We start from the raw sequence: 22,208 nt of genomic DNA, 5'->3' as shown, positions 1-22,208 counted from the left end.
CCTTTACGCCGTCCAGAGCTCGATACCGTTGGTCTTGCAGATTTGCGCCAGGTTGGTTTTCAGCGGGTCGTCGCCTTGGAACGCATCCTCGAGCATGATGAACTGAGCAGGCTTGACCTCCAGAGCTGCGCGAAGCTGCACCAAGGTTGGCTTGGTGTGTTCGTCGAGGTACGCGAGCACTAGCGTGTCTTCTTCGCCGTCTTCATCATCGACTCGGACCACCGCTTTATACGGTAGACCGTCGATATCGCGGTCAAGAATCTGCTCGACTAACGAGTGACCCTGCTTAATCAGAATCTCGGTGAGTAGATCATCAGGGGTGGCGTTGTCGTCGGCGCTTTCACGGAGATCCAGCAGGTGTTGTTCGAGCGCAGTCGCGTCGGTGTCAGAGTCGCTGCGCCACTTGGTGAAGTTGGTGTCTGCGAGCTTGTATGAGCGGAGACCAGTGTCTAGCGGTTCGTCGCGCTTGGCTATTTGCTCGCCAAGCTCATTTTCAATCTGCTCGCTAGCTAGTACCAAACGCTGACGTGAGATCTCTGGAATCGTTTTGAAACCTGATCTACTTGCTTCAGATTTTTCTGGCGTGGGTTCCGGCAGCTGCACCAAGATAAATTTGCGGTTTCCTCCATCTATCGCGTTGAGTCGCATTAAAGCATCAGCAGTTGTACCTGATCCCGCGAAAAAGTCCATGATGATCGCATCTTTATCTTTAAAAGTTGCAGCACGGATTAGATGGATGAGTAGATTCACGGGTTTGGGATAATCAAGGACTTTTTCTACTGCAAATAGAGATTTGGAGTACTCATAAGCGTCTTCATTGGTAGCGCCAAGCTCGAGTCCGTTTATTATTGACGAAAGCCCTTTCAGGTTATCGTCCGACTCTGCTTTAAAAGCTCGGGGTTGCAATTTTTCGGTGTTAATTATGATTCGCGCACCTTGTCGAATTTGGGCATTTAGCGTTTCTTGAGACCAAACAAACGGTCCTTGGAGGCTGAACTCATTGATCATGACCCCGTTCTTGATTGCAACTTCTCCTAGTAGCTCCACAGCACTGCTGCCCTCGCCGTAAATGCCAGGTCCAAGCAGACCATCTGGAAGTTTGGTCCGGACAACACTAGCGGGAAAAGTAAGTTTCGAGACGGTATTTGTCCGTTTAACCAATGGTTGTGATTCCTTGGCATCGGCCTTTCCACCTACTAGCTGGACGTCAGGTCGGCGCGAAAAGCACACGACATACTCGTGCATTGACACGATCTTCTTTGATAGAAAGCTGCCTTTACGCTTCTTTGACCAAGAAAGGGTGCCAACGTAGTTCTGTTCTCCAAAAATTTCACGGCCGATTGAAACTAAAGTATTCAGTTCGTTATCATCGATTGAAATAAAAACGACACCATCTTCAGCGAGAAGATTTCTAGCGAGTTTCAGTCGCGGGTATAGCATATTCAGCCAATTCGAATGATAGCGCCCGTCAGCATCAGCGTTAGTCGACAGCTTCTTGCCGTCTTCGTTGACCTGCTTAGACCATTCGAGGTAGGTCTGTAGGCCCTCTTTGTAGTTGTCGGGGTACACGAAGTCTTTGCCGGTGTTGTACGGCGGATCGATGTAAATCATCTTGATCTTGCCGTGGTAGTGCTTCTGCAGGATCTTCAGCACTTCGAGGTTGTCGCCCTCGATAAAGACGTTCTTTGTGGTGTCCCAGTCTTTGGAGTTTTCCTTATCCGGGCGAAGCGTCGCAGTCGTCGGGGTCTGCGCTGCGCGCATCGCGCGTTTCTTACCTGGCCAGAACAGGCCGAAGCGTTCGCTGGTGTCTGCTACGTCCCCCCCCCCTAGTAATTCTTTGAGTTTTTCGACGTCAATTTTGCCGTCGGCAACCGCTTCCGGCACCAACTCGGCGAGCTGCTCGGCTAACTCGGTACGGAAATTAGGGCTGCTGCCAGGAACTTCGTTGATCATGTCTCGCTCTTCGCTCATCATTCTTCCTTTTGACTACCTTCGTTTACGCCTTGATCTGCCACCGGATAGTGAACAGCTCTTTCTCAAACCTCTTGCCTTGAAGCGACTGTCTAATCAGAATAAGCAACTCGTCGACATTGTCGCGCAGGTTTCGCTTCTCTTTTCGATATTTGTCCTCGATCGAATCGATCTCGTCGTCAAGATTTCGAGCCTTCTTCTTGAACCTCAGCTGCTCCATCGGATCGTCGGCTTGAGTAGCTTTCCTGCGCAGGTCTTTTCTCTTCTTCTCAAGCTCGCGGACAGATTTCCTGCGCTCCGTGTCGCGGTCAAGGATCTGACTTTCAAGCAGTTCTTCTTGCTGGTTGTAGTAGCTCGAGTTGCGGTGCTGGACTTCCTTCTCCAGAGAATCCCGCTGCTGTTCGATCGCTGCCGCAAAAAGGTCCGCGTTGAGCGGCCCAGCTATATCCAACGTGTCGACAACGCGCAGATCCATCATCTCTGCTGCATCTTCTTGGTTCAGTACTTCGCCTGAATCGGTGATGCCTGCAGCGAGTAAGTAGCTCTCGGAAATATCGCTGTCGTTGGCCTTCATCCTGAATGTCAAACCCCGAACAACCAGGGATCCAGACTGTCCGGCCAGTTCCTTCATGCGGGAGCTGACGCGGTCCGACTGACTGATGTCGAACACGAGCGTCTGGCACGGCGTGTCCGCTTCCAGGGCGCCATCGATGACGTACTTCGCAAGATCACTGTGATAGCGGTACTGCTTGGAATTGCCGCTTGGCGAGGACTTGAAGTGGTAGCGGCCAGCCGCAATACCGGCAGCCGGTGGTGTGTTCAGGACGAAGTTGCGTCCGTCGCCTTCAAACGTGGCCTTGCCTTGTAAACCGTGAATGGTCAGGAGGAGGAGCAGCCGCTCGAACTTGTTCAGTACCTCACCAAACTGTTCGTCGTAGGACTTCAAGCGATCACGCACTGACGGATCAAGGTTGTCGAAGACCTTCGCCTTCGCCTCAGCCATGTCCTTGCTTACAGTGGCGGCGTACTTCTTCTCAAGCTCTTGGAACGCCTGATTGATCTCGTCAGCAGTGCGGTAGCTGTCGTAGATCTTCGCAATCTCCTGGGCGAAATCGAAGCCACTCTCAATGCGACCCAGCACCTCGTCACTGGCGCCAAAGACGCTATCGAAGAGGTGGAATTTGTTCTCGAGCAGCTCCAAGATGCGCGCCTCAGCCGCGTTGCCCTCATTGAAGAAATTGACGATGACAACGTCGTGCTTCTGGCCATAGCGGTGAATGCGGCCGATACGCTGTTCCACCCGCTGTGGGTTCCACGGCAGGTCGTAGTTGATCAGCATTGAGCAAAACTGCAGGTTGATGCCTTCGGATGCCGCTTCGGTCGCGATCATGATCGAGCCGGAGTCACGGAAGTAATCAACAAGAGCTTTTCGACGATCCGCCGCCGGGTTGCCGGTAATGACGTCGCTACCATCATTCTTTGTGAGCCACTCTTGATAAATCGCAGTCGCCTCAGGCGAATCGTTTTGGCCGTTGAACAGTACCAGCCCTTCCCCGTATCCTGCTTGCCGCAGCGTTTCCGCGATGAAGTTCTGGGTGTCGCTGTACTCGGTGAAGATGATGGCCTTCTCAGGGGCACCGACCTCACGCAGCCGCGCGAAGCCACGCTCAATGGCCTCCCCCAATTTCAGCGACTTCTGATTCTGGTGAATCGATTCCGCGAGCGTTGCGTACTCTCTGAGCTCATCAATCTCGCTCTGCACTTTCTTGCGGACTTTCGGGTCCGACCAGTCCTCGTGCTTCTCCACGAGCTCCCCAACCGCCTCATATGCTGCCTGCTCTTCATCAAGCATGTCGCTATCAAAATCGAACAGTGGCATACGATCGTCGTGTGGCTGGCCTGCGGCTAGTTCCTCGGCCAGGCGATTCGCTGTTCTACGAAGCGTAATTCCCACGGCATACGTCGAGGAACCCAGCCGCTTGCGCATCACCTGCGAAGAAAGCGCTCGCTGCGAGTCATTGAACGCATACAAGGTGTCACGCTGGAGGTAGGCATTCACCAGGTCATAAAGATCCAGCTCCGCCTGCGAAGGCTGGAACTTCACCGTCAATGGGTCTCGCTTGGTGAATCGGATGTACTTCTCCGCATCTCGACGCAGGGTGCGCTTTGTCAACTGACCGACGCGCTCCGCCAAGTCATCTGGGCTGAATTCGGCGCTCCCCGTTTTTACATAGCGTTCGCGGAAAACATCGATCGACCGGAAGTACTCCGGGTCAAAAATAGAGACAAGCCCGTAGATCTCTTCAAGACGATTCTGCAGTGGAGTAGCCGTGAGCAGCACTACCTTGCTCGCGCCATCAAAAACCTCACCGACCGAATGCGCCACTTTGGCGTGCTTCTTGCCCTTGTAAAAGTTGCGCAGTCGGTGAGCCTCGTCGGCAACGACTAAGTCCCACGGACGCATCAGATCCGCCTTGTTCTGCTGGACAAACTCGTAGGAAGCAATCAATACCTGACCGCCGGCCTTGTTGGACAGGAGTGTTGCCTTGGACTTGGAGTCGAGTAGTTCGGACGGGATCAAGAACTTTTCGTACAGCTCCTGCTTCCACTGCTGCCGGAGGCTGGCAGGAGCAACGATCAGGATACGACGTTTACGCTCCGCCCAATACTGCGTAATAACAATGCCCGCCTCGATCGTCTTACCGAGGCCGACCTCATCGGCCAACACGACGCCCCTTGTCGCGTTGCCCTTCAGCGCGAATAGTGCTGCCTCAATCTGGTGAGGCTTGGGTTCCACCTGGGCGTCGAAAAGCAGTCCTGCAAGCTTGCCGACATGGTCATTGGCATAACTTCGCTCAAGCTCATGCGCGAAATACTTCGCTTGATGTCTGGAAAGGTGCATCCCGAAGGAGATTCCGGGGTTCTCCTGGCGTGGGCTCTCCGGTACAGACTGGTCAGGGCTCTGAATCATAAATTTCCTGATGTAGTAAAACCGCTTGAATGTATCTGCGTCATTGTACTGTAGCGGGCGGGGCGTGATTGGGGAATGCGGAGATCCCAACCTCCCTACTCCTATTACTCCCATCTGCAATTCTGTTCACAAATTCCCGACTCTGCTCGTGGCGGCTATCCCTACCCCAACAGACCTCGCCGACGCATCCCTGTGACAGCCACTTCAGAACGCCTCCAGCCTCCGCACCCATTGGGCGAGGGTGCCGTCGATAATCGCGTCGTGGATCGTGGTAGGCCCAACTAACCGAGCTGCCTGGATGATCTTCTGAAGAACCGAAAGCGCCTGCAGCTCCGTGGCTGTTTCCGTCGGCACCTGCTCGGCGATTTGCTGCAGCGTCAAAGTCGAAACCCTCGAGTCCAGCGCCTCCGGCGCGTACTTCGCAAACTCCTCCGTGAACTGTGCCCGAAGCGCCTCAGTGTCCTCCAGCGGTGCCTGCAACTCGGCGGCTTCGTCCATCTCCGCGACGAATTTCAGCAGCCCGGCGTATTTTGATGCAGGTTCCTCCGCCTCGTCTGCTGCATCTTGCTCGGTGGCTCGGAACCGGAACTCGAGGTCGTTGGTGTCCAGGTCGAGCCGGTCGAAGATGAAGCGCAGCAGCCCCATTTTTGCCGAGGTGCTGTTGCCGACGTCGACGGCGAGCGCGTCGTCGACAACTCGGCGGCCGCGTGGTAGGTGCGCGGGGTCGAACTCGGTGTGCAGTAGCGCGGCGTCGTTGGAGAGGGCGAGTAGTTCGGAGCGGTGGTCGCGAAGGAGGTGCTGCAGCAGGGCAACAACCATGTCTACCCAGCTCCCTACTGTTTTGGAGAGGTCTTGGTATTGGAACCCGACGATCCAACGCCCGGTGAACTCGCCGGAGTCCCCCATCACTTCGGTGGGGAGCACGGTTTGGGGCGGGGTGAACGTTGTCGTTGGCATGCGCCAGTAGTCCAGGGCCGCGGTGACGGTGTCTTCCGTGCGTTGCTGCATCTCGGCTTCGCCCCAGGTCGTGGCCTCTTTGAGTCTGCGGTTGAGGCGGTACGGGGAGGAATCGAAGCCTTTGTCGGTGGCTTTCTTTACGGCAAATGGCTTGTTGGAGTAGCTGGAGTTGTAGCCGGTCACGGTCAGGTTGCCGATGCGGTGTAACCACTCGCTATGGATGCGTTCAGCGTCAGGCCCGAGCGTTGTTTTCCATTCTTCGCTCAGCGTTTGCGGCATGATGTGCTCGATGGAAATGTCGCCGTTTTCGAGGTTTTGGGCGATGTCGCGGGTATCACGCGAGTTGCCGTTCTCGAGGACGTCGTAAATGTAGTTCCGCCACTGGGCCTTGATGCTGTACATATTGCGCGTTTCCAGCGCGGCTTGTACCTCACTATCGGTAGGGATACGGCCGTTGCCTGTGCGTCGCCCCAGCACATACGCGTATACGTCAGCGAACCGGTCATCCTCTTTACGCAGTTTCGTGATCTCGGAGTAGGCCGTCGCAAAAATCTTATTCAACGAGTTCGTCGCCATCTCGATGATGAAGCGGCGCGCAATAAACGACTCAGTGATGCGAAGCACGTCGCAGAAATCATCCTCAGTGATGCGACCGGCGTGGACGTCGCGTAGCACGGGCATCAGGAACGGCAAGGTCACACCGCCGAGAATGGGCTGCATGCGTCGCAGAATCCGATCTGCCTGCGCAAACCCGGTACTCGATTCCTGAATCTCCCTGTAGTATCGCGAAAACTCGTGAAGCTCCTCCAACACCTCCTTTGTTTCGGTGCCTTGGCGCTTTGCGAAGCGTTTGAATTCCTCGTACACATCCTTCTCGCGAGGCGTACGAGAATTCTTCGTCGTGAGATACCAGCGAATAAACGCCGAAGTTCGGAACTTCGCATTCATCTCAATGGGGTTCCACAAGTCCTCGTAGAGCTTCTCCTGCACCTTCGGCGCGTGCCCCATCAGAATGAAGTTGCGCACCTTATCGGCCTCAGTCAGGTCCAAGCCCGTCGAGTTCAGCGACTCAAAGATTCGCTGTGGGTCATCATCTTTGTCCAGCTCGAGCAGCATCACCTGCAGCTTTTCGACGGCCCCCCAAATCTCATCCGCCGTATATTTCGTCGCCCGCAGCCGGTCCTGGAAGTATTTGAAGTTCGACGTGATATTTGAAGCAGCCACGTACCCCGACGGCTCCCCAAACAGCGCGTCGTACGCCTTCTTGTCATCCTTGACCGGCTTGAGCTTGAACCGAACCTCCTGCCGTTGATCACCGATCATGAGGAAGGAATCGACAATCTTCACGCCCAAGGATTCGTCATCAGCCCGGATGTCCCCGTTCTCGATCGCCTTCGCCAACGCGAGCATCAAGATACTGACGGTGGTGAGGCGCTGCTGGCCGTCGATAACTAACCACTCAAACGACGTTCCTCCGCCCACAATCGCGCCAAAGAAGTGAGCCTCCCGACCCTCACGAATAATCTCCTCCAAGTCATCGAAGAGCTGCGCGCAATGCTTCGTCTGCCAGTCGTAATTGCGCTGATATACGGGAATAACCAACTCACGATGCTGGCCGTCAAACACTTGGATGATCGGTCGTGCGCCTTGCATGGAAGCCCCTTTGTTCGTTGTAGGTGCGGTTGGACTCAGTGTAGTTGGGGCGATGCGGTGCCGTTACTCCCATCTGCAATTCTGTTCACAAATTCCCGGCTTCGCGCTCGACGAACATCCCACCCCACCTCAGAACGCCTCCAGCCTCCGCACCCATTGGGCGAGCGTGCCGTCGATAACAACGGCATGCAACATAGTGAGGCAACGATCCACCGCCCGGTGAAGTCGCCTGAGTCCCTCATCACTTCGGTGGGGAGCACGGTTTGGGGCGGGGCGAACGCTGTCGTTGGCATGCGCCGCAGAATCCGGTCGATCTCAGTGTAGTTGGGGAGATTCGGCGCCATCATCACCTACGGTGGGTCGTGTTGACTCAATGTTGAAATCCATGTATCTTTGAGTCATCAAGCCGTAAGGCAAATAGGCTCTGGCCCCCGAGAAATCGGGGGCCATCTTTTATTTTCTGGGTATCGGCGACGTTGCCAATACGTTTGGTATCCATTTCTGGTTCTTAAACCAATCCCCTAATTCAGGATTGATTGCGCGGAGCAATTCGATGCAGTCTCGGTGCACATTCTGAATTCTGTTTTGGTCTTTGACTAGAGGTCGTCGATGAGTAGCTCGGTTTCGTAATTCTTTGACCGCAAGCGCCTGGCCTTGGAAACGCCTGCGATTGGTGGAGTTTTGACCATAGGGTGAGAGGTTCGGTTTAAGCGCGTCATTCCAGAGAACAACGCGTGCATTACGCTCGCCCGCATGTGGCTTGGGGAGAAGATGCACCCACTGACCGAATGTCAGCCCCGCTACGTAATCATCATGCGTGGGCGTTTCGATGCCCGGTTGAATTTCGGACATGCTCGCAAGCGCAATCCCGTCCTTGTTTGTGGTTATGTCGGCCAGTCTGCCCATCGGGTATAAGAGCCATTCTGGCGATCCGCAACGTGGTGGGCTCGTATTCCATTGGGAGAATCCGCGGTCCATGAAATTGCGTAGTTGGATTTCGACTTCACAAGCAGAGCGGTCTACAGCAGCAGCCACATCTCCATTCCAAATGTAAAGGCGAGCAGCCAAGATGAGAACCTCTGTCTCAGCGTCAGCGTACTGTGCCGCTAAATGCAGATAAGTTTTCTTTCTTGGCTCCGGGAGCGCCTCTAAGATCAGTGTCGCTTCTTTGGCAGACACCTCGCTTGTAGAAAAGTGCATCAGTCCCCCATAACCCCGATTGAGAGGGCGTGCCAGTGCCCCAACACGTCCCGTTTCTTTAATAGTTTTCATTTAACTTACAACACAGACCGGCGAATACGCTCGATTGCTCATCTGAACGTTCATCCGGGGGGTCGAGCTGTTCTCATTTATCGACGCCCGCACCCTAGCTCCAACGGATTACTCCCATCTGCAATTCTGTTCACAAATTCCCGACTCCGCTCGCGACGACTACCCCTACCCCAACCGGCCTCGCCGGCGCGTCCCCTATCCTGTCCTCATGCCTACGATTCGTCGCGCCACGCCCGCCGACGCCGAAGCCCTCGTCGAACTGTCCACCGCCACGTTCACGCAGACCTTCGGCCATCTCTACGACCCCGCCGACCTCGCAACCTTTCTCACCGAAGCCTACGAACTGCAGAAACACAAAACCCTCCTCGCCGACCCGGACCACGCCGTCTGGCTCGTCGAGGACGACGGCGCCCTGGTTGGCTACGCGCTGGCCGGCCCCTGCAGCCTTCCTCACACCGACGTTCTTCCCGAGGACCGCGAGCTCAAACGCCTCTACCTGCTTGCCAGCCACCAAAAGTCTGGCCTCGGCTCCACCCTCATTGAGCTCGCCCTCGACTGGATTGGTCCGCGTACCACGTGGCTTGGGGTGTGGTCGCAAAACTCCGGGGCGCAGCGTTTCTACCACCGCTACGGTTTCTCCAAGGCCGGCGAGTACTTCTTCAAGGTCGGCAACCACCGCGACCACGAATTCATCTATCGACGCCCCGCCCCACTCGGTTAAGCCCACGGTGGAGACGCGTGCGGGTTTGCTGTCTCATGTTGATGACCACTTTGTTGCGTTGGACGCATACCGGCAAGGTGACGCCGATCAGATCGTCGACCTTTTCGCGGCGGAGGCGGCGCACTTAGCGTGCGGAGTGCAGCGCCGCGATGTCTTTGGCGAGACGTTATCCAGGCCGAGGATCCCGTGCGCATGCTCGCTGATACGGTTGCGGGGTTGGCCTGCGTCGATAAGTGCACATGGCGATCTGGTTCGGCCGCCATGATAGTTATGCGAAGCACAGAAAATGGCGCTAGCGTCATCTAGGCCACCACGCCGCACGCACCCGGAATCACCTCGCACCCCGTGCTCGAAGCCGATAAAGTGGTGCGTAAACGCCACTCGCACTATTGCCGCAAACTCCCAAGATTGGATCAACGATGTCTCAGCCCAAAGACAATCTCCCCGTCAACCGCCCCGAGGTGTTTGGTGCTGCCGATTCGGCCGACTCGGCCGACCACGCCACCCTCATCCGGACGATCCACGCCGTCGCCCCGCGCCCGGACAACGCGCGTCCGGGCGTCAAGCGCCTACTGCAGGGCGACGGCGCGAACCTCATCGTCTTCAACTTCTGCCCCGGCCAGACGCTGCCGGATCACAAGGCGGCTCACCCGATCACCGTGCAGTGCCTCAACGGCTCACTGGAGTTCGAGTGCGGCGGCGAGCGCTTCCCGCTGAAACCAGGCGAACTCGTCCACCTGCGCGCGTACGTGCCGCACGCGGTTTACTGCCCAGATGACGCCCTGTCGCAGGGCAATATTTTGCTGCTTACCATGCTCACGGGCGAGCAACACAGCTAAGTCCAAACAACACCGCTACAGGTGCACGATCTCCACGTCGTCCCAGATTTCGGCGAGGTACTCGGCGGCGACTAACCGGTGGCAGGTAGAGGGGTCTGCCTCGGAGCAGAGGAGCACGGCGTCGTCAAAAAGCGAGCGATCCAGCGTCGGCATATCGCGGTACTCCTCTCGCAACCGCTTCGAAAACTCGTCGAAGTCAATCTCGTCATGTCGGTACGCGTGCATAAGATCCGCCGACGGCGCGAGCGACAGTTCGTGTGTGTACGGCATATCCAGGATGACCCGCAGGAAGTAGCGTAGGTCGTCCTTCTTGGTGAACCCGGCGAGCTGGTTCGTGTTGGAGCGGCGAACATCCACCACCCGCCGCACGCCGGATTCGCGCAGGATGTCAAAGAACTCCTCTGCGCTTTTGTGTGAGAACCCAAGTGTGTAGATTCGCATGATCCTCCTAGATGACGAAGCCTTGCCAGCGAGCAGCCTACAGCGTCTCAATGACCGCGGCCGTATCGTTGTGAATGTTGCCCAGGTAGTTCGCACCGAGCCCGGTCCGTTCGGCGGCATTTACCACGTTCTGGGCCATGAGGCACGCGTCGGTAAAGCCCTCGACGAACACCTTCGTCGTCGCCGCGCCCGCAGCTCCGGCGGCGCGCCTATCGAGAGGTCTTCAAGCATGGGCGCGAGTGCATCAGTCATGCAGCCCACGCTACCCCAGGGCCCATCGCTTATCGACGCCCGCTCCCGCTCACTAGGCCCGTTCCGGTTTCACTCCTGGTTAATCTCGAACGATTTTGGCGTCGTTATCTGACGGGCATTCCCAATTTTCGGGCACGGGCATTTGGAACTCATTCACGAGTATCTCGTATGCCGTCTTGTGGTTGCAAAAAATAACGGCTGCTGTCTGGATCTTTCGCCATTTTAATCGTGACTTATTTAGGTGCGCTTTCCACCTGTCTAGCTCGGTATCGAGGTTGAACTCCTGACGGAGGCTCTCTAAGACATCTTCTAATGACGGGCGGAAACGGTGCCCACCAGTAGGGAAATGGATTTTTGAGAGTCGAGGGAATTCCGAAGTAAATTTCTTTACCTTTTGGTCATTGGTCGAATCCAACTTCTTCGTTAAACCTAGAAGGTGAGTTACTTCGTCTCTATGCGCGTGGACATGAAAGTGTGAACTCGGTCTGTTGCTTTTGTTGCGGTTGTACTCAACTCTGAAAAGTGGTTCGTTGATTGATTTTGCTTCAGCGTGAACAGCGAAGCTGGAGTTCTCTACGGCCAAGAAACTATGAGTTGAATCCCAGGTGCATTTAAACGTCGGACGCAACCCGAGTATTACGTGCCCGTTCCAAGATAGGGGAATGATGCCTGCACGGCCCTCTATCTGCTTCAGGCGTATCGAAATGCTGCCGTTGTCAACTATTGTGCTACTAAATTCAAAATCTTGTCCGGTGAACGCTTCCGCAGTGGCGACGAGGTCTTGATTGAACTCAGCGACCAGAACCTGGAGTTTCTCAGCGCTTTTATTCATCGCCAAGGAGCCAGCGTAGTTCCGAAACGCGTTCCCACACGGCGAATTCACGGGGCGTTAAATTGTAGTTGTGCGCACGCTCCTCAAACCCTTCGATCGAATCCCCAAAAGTGGACTCGATCGAGTTTTTGAGCTCGGAAAGTTCATGGCGTGCAGCTTCTTTCGAAAGATTCTCAACGAGCGGGGCGGTCATGATCGCTCCTTTCGGATAGGGCGGGTGACAATAAAGACGAACTCTATGCCCTTATCTTAACTTCGCAGAAGACAAAACGTTGCCTGTCACCCTCGGATAATATAGAACAAATGTTTGGTAAATGATGAAGTCTTTATCGTTCTGTGCCCTGCGTTGGTCGACCGTAGCAGGTCGACGGGAGCAAAATAACCCACGCAACCAGCGCGCAGCCCAGTCCAAAACCGGCACGTTCATGCCGAAACCGCCTCTTGTGCGCACTTAGTCCGCGAAATATGCTCTAAACCGGCACGAGCATGCCGAATCCCCCAAGGGCTAGAAAGCCCTCAAGTACCACAACATTGAAAGGCGTCCTATGCCCCAAGTCCCCCGAAGTCTCGGCGAGCAGGCTCGCGAACAGCGCCGCGCCATGCGCCTGACACAGGCAGACGTGGCCGACCTGTCAATGGTGTCGGAACGATTCATTCGTGAGTTTGAACAGGGGAAACGTTCGGTTCGGCTGGATAAGGTTGAGGCTGTGTTGGCTGTGCTTGGTTTGGATGTGGTGGCGGTGCAGCACGTTCCGGAGGCGCTCCGATGATCCAAAAACCGATGATCCAAGATCCAGCGCGCACCCCGTTCGCGGTTCGACGTCTGGGTTGAGCTATGCGCCTCATTCGGGACTGTGATGTTGATCCACGCCGGACCAGGGACCTGAGGCGGGTGCTCCGGGCTCGTCGTGCTCACTGGTAGCCCAGGTGCAATTCTGTTCACAAAATCCCTAAGAGCATTTTTCGACGCCTTCCACCTCGAGCCTGTCGAACCTCACCCGGGGCGCAGCTGGACGTCGATAAGTTAGCTCAATTGCATTTATCCGCTAAGGTGTGTGGGGTCACATTGTTGTCGAGTGAGAGAGGATTCCATGAGCGAGCGCTCTACCGACCCTGTACCTTTCAGCAATGAGCACCAGGTGGTCTCGGCTGACGAGTTTGAGCTCGAAAACCTTACTCCGGCGGATAAGCGTGAGATCCGGCGCACGCGTCGCGCTCCGGCGCCGGACGGAAGTACCTGGTCGTGGGCGATTACGTTGTTCGGCACCGCTGTGGGCGCTGGTATCCTCTTCCTCCCTATCGACGCCGGCTCCTTCGGCTTCTGGCCCCTGCTACTCGCAACGATCCTGGTTGGCCCAATGGTGTTCTTCTCGCACCGGATGTATTCGAGGATTGTGTCGGCGTCGCCGGTGAAGGGCCTGGATGTGCTGCAGGTCATTACTTCTCTGGCTGGTCGGAAGCGTGGCCTGGCTACGGCGTTGATGTATTGGCTGGCGATTTACCCCATCGTGTTGATTTACGGTGTTTCGGTGACGAACACGATGGATAGTTTCATCGTGAATCAGATGGGTGGCCCCCACGTGGACCGCTGGCTGTTGGCCACGATCTGCGTCGGCGTGATGACGGGCGCCTACGCCCTCGGCAAGAAAGCGACGTTGTGGTTCGCGAACCTGCTGGTCTATCCCCTGATTGTGGCGCTTGCGGCGGTGTCGCTGTATTTGATTCCGTATTGGGATCTTGACAGTTTCATGGCGTATAAGTCGGATGTGCCGCTGTGGAAGGCGATGCTGTTTGTGCTGCCTGTGCTGGTGTTTTCTTTCTCGCATATGGCGGCGGTGTCGCAGGCTGCGTTGGATGTGCAGAAGTCGCATGACGGTGATGTCGCCGGTACGGAGAAGGAGGTGTCGAAGATTGAGTTGATCACGTGTACCCTCCTGGTCAGCTTCACGATGTTCTTCGTCTGGTCCTGCACCCTCGCCTTGGGGGCGGATGGCATGGCTGCTGTGCGCGAGGAGAACATCCCGGTCCTTTCCTACTTCGCTAATACGACGAATGCCCCGTTCATGGCGGTGGTGACCCCGGTTGTCGCCTTGTGTGCGATTGCGTCGTCGTATTTCGGGCACATGCTTGGCACGGAGGAAGGTACGCAGTATTTGTTGCGCGCGGTCGCGCCGGAGGCTACGGAGCGGTGGAATCCGCGTGCGGTCCGCGCGGGCATCTATCTCTTCGTCTTCTTATCGACGGTCGCTGTCGCCATTTTCAACCCGTCAATCCTGGACCTGATCTCGGTCGTCGGCGGAATCTTCATCACGCTGCTGGTCTACATCGTGCCGATGCTCCTCTTCCGCCACGCGACCGCCTTCCGCCACTACGCGAAGCAGCCTGAGGCCCTGTTCGTGTTCGGCCTGGGCATCGTGATCATTTGCGTCACGGTGTGGCAGATGGTGGTGTAATCCGGAGGGTTGCACGTTTATGGCACGGAGGTTACAGTTATAAGTGTAAATTCCCTGGAGGTGAAACACTGTGACAACGAAAACTAATCCCGCAATTGAGGTCACCCAAGCTGTCGAGCAGCAGGCCAGCCAAGTCGTGGCTAACCCCGAGACCTTTCATGATGCCGTGCGCGGTACGTTTCCACCTGCATTAGCCTCATTTATCGAGTCCATCTTGGCCAGGGTTGCGCGCGGAGAGAACGTCTCAGTCTCCCGACCTTCCGAGGTGCTTACCACCACTGAGGCCGCTGAGTATCTCGGGATCTCTCGGCCGACTCTGATGAAACGGATTCGAGAAGGCGAAATCGATTACTTCAAAGTCGGGTCGCACACGCGGCTTCGTAGGGAAGACGTCGTCGCATACTTGCAGCGGTGCCGTGCGCGCGCACGCCACGAGTTCGATGCGATTCGAGAGCTCGATAATGAAATCGAAGGCCTGTGAGTATTCCAGTCCTTTTTGACGCTAACGTCTGGTACTCGCGCACTCTCACCGACTGGTGCTTCCTTCTCTTCCTGGGCTCTGATAAAGATGTGGAGCCACCATTCTTTCCAGCGTGGACCGAGGATATTATCGCCGAAGCTCAGTATCATTTGCGCAGAAATAACCCACACGCTCCCGAGGGTGCTATTTCAAAACGGTTCAAGCGAATTCGAGGCGCGTTGGCGGAATGGGAAATCTCCGGTTTTGCTGTTGGTAATTATGGGTACGCGGACACTCATGATCATCACGTTCTCAGCGCTGCCGTGGCTGGCAACGTCCAGTACATCGTCACCAGCGACAGGGGACTCGTTGACTATGTCGACTCACAGCAGTTTCTGTTTGACGTGCTGACTCCGGATGATTTCTTTTGCCACATTTTTGAGGCGTTCCCAGGGCTTTGTAAGAGGGTAGCGCAGGAAAACGAGGCTTATTGGGAGAAGGTGAAGGGCGTCAAAGCGGCGGACCGGCCGATAACTGCCGTAATGCTAGAGCGCTCGGGCTGCCCGAATTTCGCAACGGTTGTTGAATCCGTTTTGTGATAGCGGGCATGGTGGGTGCCTGTGCACCACATTCCCTCGCGCGGCGTGCGTGACCTGGGGAAACGCCTTGGTGCCTTCCCGAAAACAGTGAATCTGGTGTCATCCCAGTCCAGCCGAGTGACAAAGGACGCAATCCCACCGACGGACTACGGCATAAGCCCAGGTCGCGAAAAGTCGGTTGCGTCCTTTGTCACTCGCTCCTCCGCCTCAGTACACAAAAGCCCAGTTAATTCTTTTTAGCGCAGATTTCCGCACGCAAAAGATATCGGAAAGATATCACGCGCTGAGAAACGCCATTTCCGGGCATTCGCACAGGTCAGCGAATTGTTTCGATATCTGTCTATCTCTTTCTACGCCTGGATCCAACGGGTGCCACGACCCCGCGGAGGGCCATCCGGGTCGATCTTCGCGCGCCCCAGACTGCGCAAGTGTCGAAGAATCCGGCCTGCTTCGGCGACACTGACGCCGGTCTGGTCGGCAATATCGGCGGATTGGAGTGCGGCGCCGTCGTGAAGTTTGGCTTCGATCCATTCTTGGACGCTCACGGTGGCGAGGTCGCCGGGTTGTCCCAGGTTGAGGAGTTTCCGTGCTTCGCTGCTGAGGGTCCACTCGTCGGCGTCGGTGACGGGATCGAGAAGGTTGCGGGCGACGAGGTCGTCCATAAGCTCGTGTACCTCGAGGGAGCTGAGCTGAGTTTTCTGCGTAGCCGTTGTCGCCGTGACCAGCGGCGCGGAGTTCAGGTGCCAGAGCACGATCAGCGCCGCAACGCTATCGACAACCTCTTCACCGAAACGCTCCGAGAGCTTCCGCAAACCTTTGATGAAGTTGGTATCTGGCCGCTGCGCTGCCAGCACTACCTGCACGTTTGCCTCGGTGGCTGTTACTTCCGGGGCATTGCGTCCGGTGCGAATCATGGTGGCCCACATGCGGTCGAAGCCGCGGGAGCTTTCCTCTGCGAGGCCGAGGGTGCGCATCGCCGCCATGAGTCGATTGTTCCGTGGGACTGATGGCGTCGATAATAATGTATCAACCGTTACTCCTGGTGGGAGAGGTCCCGGAGAAGTGATCTTGAGCGTGCGGTTCGTTTGCTCGACTACTACCGGGCCGGGCAGGCGCCAGTCGCGATGAATGAACGCGTTCGAGACTGCCTCGTCGACTGCTTGTGATGGGAACCGACTGATGGCGATTTCCTCACCGTCATCGAATTGCACCCGTTCAATCTCGCGGTCACCATTTTCCGCAATCAGGCGTCGCAGGCGTGGCAACGCCAGCAGCAGAGGGTCTGAAATCAGCGTGGCCTGCGGTTCTTGCCCTGGGATGCTGCGCCACAGGTGACGGACCACCACGTCTGTCGGGTTTGGTTGGGCAAGGAGGATTTCGGCGGCACGCTTGAGTTGGCCGTCGTCGCGCATGAGTCCGAGTTCCCGAAGTAGACCAGTGGTGGTCTGCGGGACCGCCGCATCCGAGCCCCGCGACCGCCGATGCTCCCGCAGCATCCGCCGCGCCTCCTCAATTACGGGAAGCTGCAGGTCATCGACGGTAATGTCGGCCGGGTCGTTCGAATAGTCAGTGTCTCGCCGTGCCGAATCAATCGCCCGGCGTAGCTCCTCCGTCATCGGTTGGCAGGAGAATTGCGAGTCCGCCGTCCGCCTTTTCGCCGCCCCGTCGCCCCGCGTGTACAGCGCACGCGCTTCCGGCACATGAATCACCACGAGCCGCACGCCCCACGCATGCACCGCTGTGACCTGCACATTCATGTTCGGCTTAGTGCCGTTGAAGATCCTGCGGGCAATGTCCTCCTCACTCAACTCCGTGCCAGTGAACGCGTCCGCGCCAGCAGTCCGATCCGCAACGCCGACAATGATATGCCCCGTCGCCGCCTCACTGTTGGCCATGCAAATCGCCTCATTCAGCAGCTTTTCGACGAGCTTCGCCCTCGCACTCTTCCCCTCACGAACAGTGGGATCCTCCTTGAATTCCAAAATCAGCGACTCTTGCGAGTCCGCCGTCGCCCCATCATGAATCGCCTCAAGCGCTAAACGAACATACGAGGGGAGAGCGTCCCAAGCCGATTCCGTGACCATGCGAAAGATTGTACATTCCCCAGGTAATTCTTTCTGAGCCTAGTTTTGGGTTTTGAAAGATATCCGAAAGATATCAGGCGCTAAGAAGCGACATTTCCGAGCATTCGCGCAGTTCAGCGAATTGTTTCTATATCTTTCTATCTCTTTTCATATCTTTCACCGCCGGGGTGCGCACCAAATTCCACCAGGCACAATCAGCGACCTGGCCTTTTGGTCTTCAGCCCCGCCAAAAAACCCGGGTTTTGGTGCACAGCGAACTGCCAGAAACCCTTTCGCCAGCGGAACCAGTGACAAAGGACGCACCCGAAAATTAGCGACCTGGGAAAATGCCCGCTGCCAAAACCGAAATTGCGTCCTTTGTCACTCGCTCCCTGTGACCAAGCCACCAGCAAGCCACCAACACCCCACAAACCAGCCACCAACCTGCCCAGCGCATTCCCTCACACCCGATATGCGAGTAAAGTAGCCCCGTAATTTAAGGGCAAAACAGCCCAAAAGCCACGAGCCCAAAGGGCCATGAGGAAAGGGAGGCGCAGTATGCGTGTTGGCATTGTCGGCTATGGAAACTTGGGCAAGAGCGTGGAGCAGCTGGTGAAGCTGCAGCCGGATATGGAGCTGTCGGCGATCTTTTCGCGTCGTTGCAAGTTGGACACGGACACTCGCTTGTTGCCGGTTGCGGAGTTTGCGCAGTACAAGGACGAAATCGACGTCGCGATTCTGTGCCTGGGTTCTGCGACGGATATTCCGGAGCAGGCGCCGGAGTTCGCGAAGTATGTGCCTACCGTGGACACGTACGACAACCACCGCGACATCCCACGCCACCGCAAGGCAATGGATGAGGTCGCCCGCGAGCACAACACGGTGTCCATCGTTTCCACTGGTTGGGACCCTGGCATGTTCTCCTTGAACCGCGCGATGGCTGAGGCAATCTTGCCGAACGCGGAGCAGCACACGTTCTGGGGCCCGGGTCTGTCGCAGGGGCATTCGGATGCGGTGCGCAGGATTGAGGGCGTCGCGAAGGGTGTGCAGTACACGATCCCTGCGCCGGATGCGTTGGATCGCGCGCGTCGCGGCGAGTCCGAGGGTCTCGACGGCAAGTCCGCCCACAAGCGCGTCGTCTACATCGTGCCCGAGGATGGTGCCGACACCGCCGCCATCGAGCACACGATCCGCACGATGCCTGACTATTTCGTCGGCTACGAGGTGGAGGTCCACTTTATTGACGACGCCACCTTCGCCCGCGAACATTCCGGCATGCCGCACGGCGGCCACGTGATCACCACCGGTGGCATGGGCGAGAACCACCAGCTTGTCGAGTACACCCTGGAACTTTCCAGCAACCCCGACTTCACCGGCGCCGTCGCCGTCGCGTACGCGCGCGCGGCTGCCCGCCTCGCGGAAGAAGGCGAGTCTGGCGCCTACACGGTGCTGGAGGTTCCGCCGTACTTGCTGTCCCCGATCGCCCTCGACGACCTGATCGCCCGCTACGTCTAACCCCGACGCTGGGGTAGAAGGTGTCGCAAAACCCGCTTAGAGAATTTGTGAACAGATTTGCACATGCAAATCTGTTCACATTTTTCTGACTCCGCTTTCCATCACCCCCGCCACCGTTACGCCTTCCCGAAGCACTGGGAAGTCTCGGTGCGCTCGTCGGTGCCGTGGTAGCATGCTGGTTAGACGTCGATTGCGACGAGTTTGTGGCCGTTGTGTTCGATGATGTCGGCGGTGACTTCGTAGACGTGCGAGATGATGTCGGCGGTGACTTCGTCGCGGCTGATGTTGGCGTAGCTGGTGCCGTCGTGAAGAAAGAGAAATTGGTCGCAGTGGCGTAGTGCTACGTTGAGGTCGTGGAGTACGGCGATGACGGCGATGTCGCGCTCAACTGCGAGTTGGCGGACGAGTCCGAGCATTTCGTATTGGTTGCGGGGGTCAAGGTTGCTGGTTGGTTCGTCGAGAATGAGGATTGATGGTTCTTGAACGAGCGCGCGTGCGAGTATAACTTTTTGACGCTCACCTCCGGAGAGGGTGCTGATGTCATGGAGTTGTTTGTCTGCCATTCCGACGAGTTCCAGCATGTCGGCGCACATTTGGAGGTCTGATTCGCCGACTGCCCATTGGATGTGTGGTTTTCTGCCGAGGAGGACGTAGTCGAAGGCGGTCATTTGGGTGGCTTCGGAGTGTTGAGCTACGTAGGCAGCAAGTTTTGCCATGTCTTGCCTGTTGAGCGCGGTGGTGGGGGTTCCGTTGAGGGTGATTTCTCCGGTGTGTGGAGTGAGGAGTTTGATGAGGTTTTTGACGAGGGTGGACTTGCCTTCTCCGTTGCGTCCGAGGACGGCCATGCATTCGCCGCGCGCGACGTCGAAGCTGACTCCGCGTAGGACGTGGTTGGTGCCGTACGAGAAGTGGAGGTTGTTGCATGTAATCATGGGTGCGCTGTGTGGCTTCATGCGTGGACTCTCCGTTTGAGTAGGAGGAAGAGGAAGATGGGCGCGCCGACGATGGAGGTTACTGCGCCGATGGGGAGCACGACTGGGCTGATGATGGTGCGGGCAGCGATGTCAGCAAGTAGGAGAAGGGTGGCGCCGCAGAGGGCGGTGCCTGGGAGGAGGAAGCGCATGTCGTTGCCGAGGAGGCGTCGCATGATGTGTGAGGCGACGAGCCCGATGAAGCTGATGACGCCCACGAAGGCGACGGAGACGGCGGAGATCAGGGCGCAGACAAGCAGGCTGATGGGTACGAGCACTGCGACGGGTACGCCGAGGCTTTTGGCGGCGTCGGTACCGGCCTCGAAGGCGTTGTAGTTCCAGCGGTTGTACATGAAGTAGGCGAATGCTGCGGCGGCGATGCCTGCGGTGAAGAAGATTTGTGTCCAGCTTGCGCGGCCGAGGGAGCCGAAGGTCCAGTAGACGACTGAGGCGACTTTGATGTCGTCAGCGAAGTATTGGACGAGCGATGTACCCGCGCTGAACATTGCACTCAGCGCCACGCCTGCGAGGACGAGTACCGCGGGGCCAGCATTGAGTGCTCGCGAAATGAACATGATTACAAGGGTGGTGCCCATGCCTCCGAGGAACGCGAATGCTGTCACGAGGGCGGGGTTGCTAATGCTGACGGCGGCGTCGCCGCTGACGTTGTTGACCTGGGCGCCAGCACCGAAGTAGACGATGGCAACTGCCGCACCAAACGCCGCGCCTTGGGACACCCCGAGTGTTGAAGATGAGGCGAGGGGGTTGCGCAGCACGTTTTGCATGATCGCACCACACATGGCTAGGCACATTCCTACGGTGACTGCGATGCATGCTCGGGGCAAGCGGATGTTCCATACGATGAGTGAGTCGCGCTCCTCGCTTGGATGCAGGAGTGCCCGCAGGACGTCGCCCATCCCCATCTCTGCTGACCCGGCCTTGAGCGAGCCAAGGAAGCAGAGGCAGAGCAACAGGAACGCCGCCAGCAGGACTGCGTATTTGCGCAGTGTGTGCCGGTGGTAGTCGGCGGTGCTGGCGGTGCCTTGTGGTTTAGCCGTTGGTTTGGTCACTGAGGTCGATCTTTCCGTAGTACAGACCACCGGCTTTCATTTCGTCCAAGAAGCTCTTGCCCAGCATGACCTGCATGATTTCTTCGGCCTTCTTTTCAAGGTCGATGTCTGCGAATTGCTCGGGGTAGAGCACCTTTCCGGCGTGGTAGGCGTTGATCAGCAGGTAGGTGATGTTCGGCCCGGCTGCGTTGGTTGCCGGCATTGTGTACACCTGGCCGTTTTGGACGGCGCGTAGCCCGTTGAAGTAGTCGGGGCGCAGTTTGTATTCGTCGCGGACCAGGTCAAGGTTGCCTGGGTCGAGGAAGATGACGTCGGGGTCCCACTCGGGGATGGCTTCCCAGTCGACTTCGGTGCCGTTACGGCCGTTTTCGAACGTCTGCGTTTCTTTCAGCACGTCAGCGACGTTGTGGGCGGCGATCGCGTCGAATGCTGGGAAGTCCACGTAGGTGTAGGCGAACCCGTGTGCGCCGTTGAAGGTGACGGCACCTGTGTATACCTTCTGTTTGTCTTCTTCTGCGACGCCCGCGACGCGGTCCTTGAGGTCTTTCTTCGCGGTGGCGATGTAGTCGTTGATTTCCTTGGCGCGGTCTTCCTTGCCGGTCACTTTGCCGACCATTTCGAGGGTGGTGGCGAAGTCGTCGTCAATAAATCCCTTAGAGAGGTAGCGGATGCTGACGACGGGAATGCCGGTTTGTTTTTGCAGTTCGTCAGCGGCTTCTGCGTTGAAGCCGGCGAGGATGACGTCGGGGTTCGCGGTGAGAATCTCTTCCGGGAAGGCGTTGTTTTCGCCGGAGCCACCGCCCTTGCCGATGACGGGCAGCTGTCCCAGCTTGTCCGCGTACACGTTGCTGTAGTCGTATGTCGCGCGTGGGCCGGATTGGTCGGTCTGTTCCGAGCCGACGAGCATGTCCACCAGGTCCATGTAGGCGGCGATGCGCGGCCCCATAGACCCGACCGCGACGACGCTATTGACCTGTTCAGGGATGGTAACTTCGCGGCCCATGTTGTCCGTCACGGTGATGGTGGCGTCGCTGGCGGTTGTCGTCGGTGCGGCTGTATCTTCCGCGGGGCTCGAGCAGCCTGTGAGCGTCAGCGCCACCGCAGTGCCAACCGACAGCAGTATCTTCTTGTACAACGTACTCTCCTTGGGTTGACCTCTACTCAAAAA

18 protein-coding genes and 1 pseudogene are annotated in these 22,208 nt (G+C 57.1%); 7 read left to right on the top strand and 12 right to left on the bottom strand.

The genetic code is table 11. The annotated features are described in order from the left end of the window. Positions 1 to 3: 3 nt before the first annotated feature. From BJP07_RS01905 to BJP07_RS01890, 4 genes are all read right to left on the bottom strand, one after another. The gene (locus BJP07_RS01905) at positions 4 to 1,974 is read right to left on the bottom strand and encodes a site-specific DNA-methyltransferase (protein WP_255365897.1); all 1,971 of its coding nucleotides are present in this window, start codon (positions 1,972 to 1,974) and stop codon (positions 4 to 6) included. Between the two features lie 22 nt (positions 1,975 to 1,996). Further along, positions 1,997 to 4,942 carry an SNF2-related protein gene (locus tag BJP07_RS01900; RefSeq protein ID WP_071565801.1) on the bottom strand — a complete coding sequence of 982 codons (2,946 nt, stop codon included), beginning with the start codon at positions 4,940 to 4,942 and terminating at the stop codon, positions 1,997 to 1,999. 204 nt (positions 4,943 to 5,146) lie between these two features. Further along, on the bottom strand, positions 5,147 to 7,552 hold the full coding sequence (locus tag BJP07_RS01895; RefSeq protein ID WP_071565800.1) for a DUF262 domain-containing protein: 2,406 nt from the start codon (positions 7,550 to 7,552) through the stop codon (positions 5,147 to 5,149). A gap of 453 nt (positions 7,553 to 8,005) precedes the next feature. Beyond that, positions 8,006 to 8,824, bottom strand: a complete 819-nt coding sequence (locus BJP07_RS01890) for a hypothetical protein (RefSeq protein WP_255365896.1) — start codon at positions 8,822 to 8,824, stop codon at positions 8,006 to 8,008. Positions 8,825 to 9,032: 208 nt separating this feature from the next. Here BJP07_RS01890 and BJP07_RS01885 point away from each other — a divergent pair, with 208 nt between their 5' ends. Then, positions 9,033 to 9,545: a GNAT family N-acetyltransferase gene (locus BJP07_RS01885; protein ID WP_071565799.1), complete on the top strand. Its 513-nt coding sequence runs from the start codon at positions 9,033 to 9,035 to the stop codon at positions 9,543 to 9,545. Between the two features lie 419 nt (positions 9,546 to 9,964). After that, positions 9,965 to 10,384 (top strand): cupin domain-containing protein, encoded by a 420-nt coding sequence (locus BJP07_RS01880; RefSeq protein WP_071565798.1) that lies wholly within the window; start codon positions 9,965 to 9,967, stop codon positions 10,382 to 10,384. A gap of 15 nt (positions 10,385 to 10,399) precedes the next feature. On the opposite strand, the gene BJP07_RS01875 is transcribed toward BJP07_RS01880, so the two are convergent. The 4 genes and pseudogenes from BJP07_RS01875 to BJP07_RS01860 form a co-directional block, all read right to left on the bottom strand. Beyond that, a complete protein-coding gene (locus BJP07_RS01875; RefSeq protein WP_071565797.1) occupies positions 10,400 to 10,825 on the bottom strand; it encodes a DUF488 domain-containing protein in 426 nt (141 codons plus the stop codon). A gap of 40 nt (positions 10,826 to 10,865) precedes the next feature. After that, positions 10,866 to 11,027, bottom strand: a pseudogene (locus tag BJP07_RS11410) (NADPH-dependent oxidoreductase); the annotation flags it as partial. A 129-nt stretch (positions 11,028 to 11,156) separates the two neighbouring features. Then, entirely contained in the window at positions 11,157 to 11,915 is a 759-nt protein-coding gene (locus BJP07_RS01865; protein ID WP_143109633.1) for a hypothetical protein, read from the bottom strand. Further along, complete coding sequence (locus BJP07_RS01860; protein ID WP_071565795.1) at positions 11,902 to 12,102, bottom strand: hypothetical protein; 201 nt, start codon at positions 12,100 to 12,102, stop codon at positions 11,902 to 11,904. The genes BJP07_RS01865 and BJP07_RS01860 overlap by 14 nt, the downstream gene beginning before the upstream one ends. A 352-nt stretch (positions 12,103 to 12,454) precedes the next feature. Here BJP07_RS01860 and BJP07_RS01855 point away from each other — a divergent pair, with 352 nt between their 5' ends. The 4 genes from BJP07_RS01855 (at position 12,455) to BJP07_RS01840 (ending at position 15,421) form a co-directional block, all read left to right on the top strand. Next, a complete protein-coding gene (locus tag BJP07_RS01855; RefSeq protein WP_071565794.1) occupies positions 12,455 to 12,679 on the top strand; it encodes a helix-turn-helix domain-containing protein in 225 nt (74 codons plus the stop codon). Positions 12,680 to 13,000: 321 nt separating this feature from the next. Beyond that, positions 13,001 to 14,362, top strand: a complete 1,362-nt coding sequence (locus BJP07_RS01850; protein WP_071565793.1) for an amino acid permease — start codon at positions 13,001 to 13,003, stop codon at positions 14,360 to 14,362. A 70-nt stretch (positions 14,363 to 14,432) separates the two neighbouring features. Next, positions 14,433 to 14,843, top strand: a complete 411-nt coding sequence (locus BJP07_RS01845) for a helix-turn-helix domain-containing protein (RefSeq protein ID WP_071565792.1) — start codon at positions 14,433 to 14,435, stop codon at positions 14,841 to 14,843. Beyond that, positions 14,840 to 15,421, top strand: a complete 582-nt coding sequence (locus tag BJP07_RS01840) for a PIN domain-containing protein (protein ID WP_071565791.1) — start codon at positions 14,840 to 14,842, stop codon at positions 15,419 to 15,421. The genes BJP07_RS01845 and BJP07_RS01840 overlap by 4 nt, the downstream gene beginning before the upstream one ends. Before the next feature lie 350 nt (positions 15,422 to 15,771). Here the strand turns inward: BJP07_RS01840 and BJP07_RS01835 are convergent, their stop codons facing one another. Beyond that, the gene (locus BJP07_RS01835; protein ID WP_071565790.1) at positions 15,772 to 17,505 is read right to left on the bottom strand and encodes an ATP-binding protein; all 1,734 of its coding nucleotides are present in this window, start codon (positions 17,503 to 17,505) and stop codon (positions 15,772 to 15,774) included. A 537-nt stretch (positions 17,506 to 18,042) separates the two neighbouring features. Here BJP07_RS01835 and BJP07_RS01830 point away from each other — a divergent pair. Further along, entirely contained in the window at positions 18,043 to 18,999 is a 957-nt protein-coding gene (locus tag BJP07_RS01830) for a diaminopimelate dehydrogenase (RefSeq protein ID WP_083584028.1), read from the top strand. Between the two features lie 179 nt (positions 19,000 to 19,178). Here BJP07_RS01830 and BJP07_RS01825 read toward each other — a convergent pair whose 3' ends face one another. Genes BJP07_RS01825 through BJP07_RS01815 form a run of 3 tightly spaced genes read right to left on the bottom strand, consistent with a single transcriptional unit; the run spans position 19,179 to position 22,175 of the window. Next, on the bottom strand, positions 19,179 to 19,931 hold the full coding sequence (locus tag BJP07_RS01825) for an ABC transporter ATP-binding protein (RefSeq protein ID WP_071565813.1): 753 nt from the start codon (positions 19,929 to 19,931) through the stop codon (positions 19,179 to 19,181). Positions 19,932 to 19,948: 17 nt separating this feature from the next. Next, on the bottom strand, positions 19,949 to 21,040 hold the full coding sequence (locus tag BJP07_RS01820) for an iron ABC transporter permease (RefSeq protein WP_071565788.1): 1,092 nt from the start codon (positions 21,038 to 21,040) through the stop codon (positions 19,949 to 19,951). Beyond that, the gene (locus BJP07_RS01815; RefSeq protein ID WP_071565787.1) at positions 21,021 to 22,175 is read right to left on the bottom strand and encodes an ABC transporter substrate-binding protein; all 1,155 of its coding nucleotides are present in this window, start codon (positions 22,173 to 22,175) and stop codon (positions 21,021 to 21,023) included. Before BJP07_RS01815 ends, BJP07_RS01820 begins: the two co-directional genes overlap by 20 nt. Positions 22,176 to 22,208: the final 33 nt, after the last annotated feature.

It is taken from the genome of Corynebacterium sp. NML130628 (assembly GCF_001875665.1).
In the GTDB taxonomy this organism is placed as follows: domain Bacteria; phylum Actinomycetota; class Actinomycetes; order Mycobacteriales; family Mycobacteriaceae; genus Corynebacterium.
The sequence above is the reverse complement of the archived record's forward strand: the minus strand, read 5'-3'. Positions and strand labels throughout refer to the sequence as shown.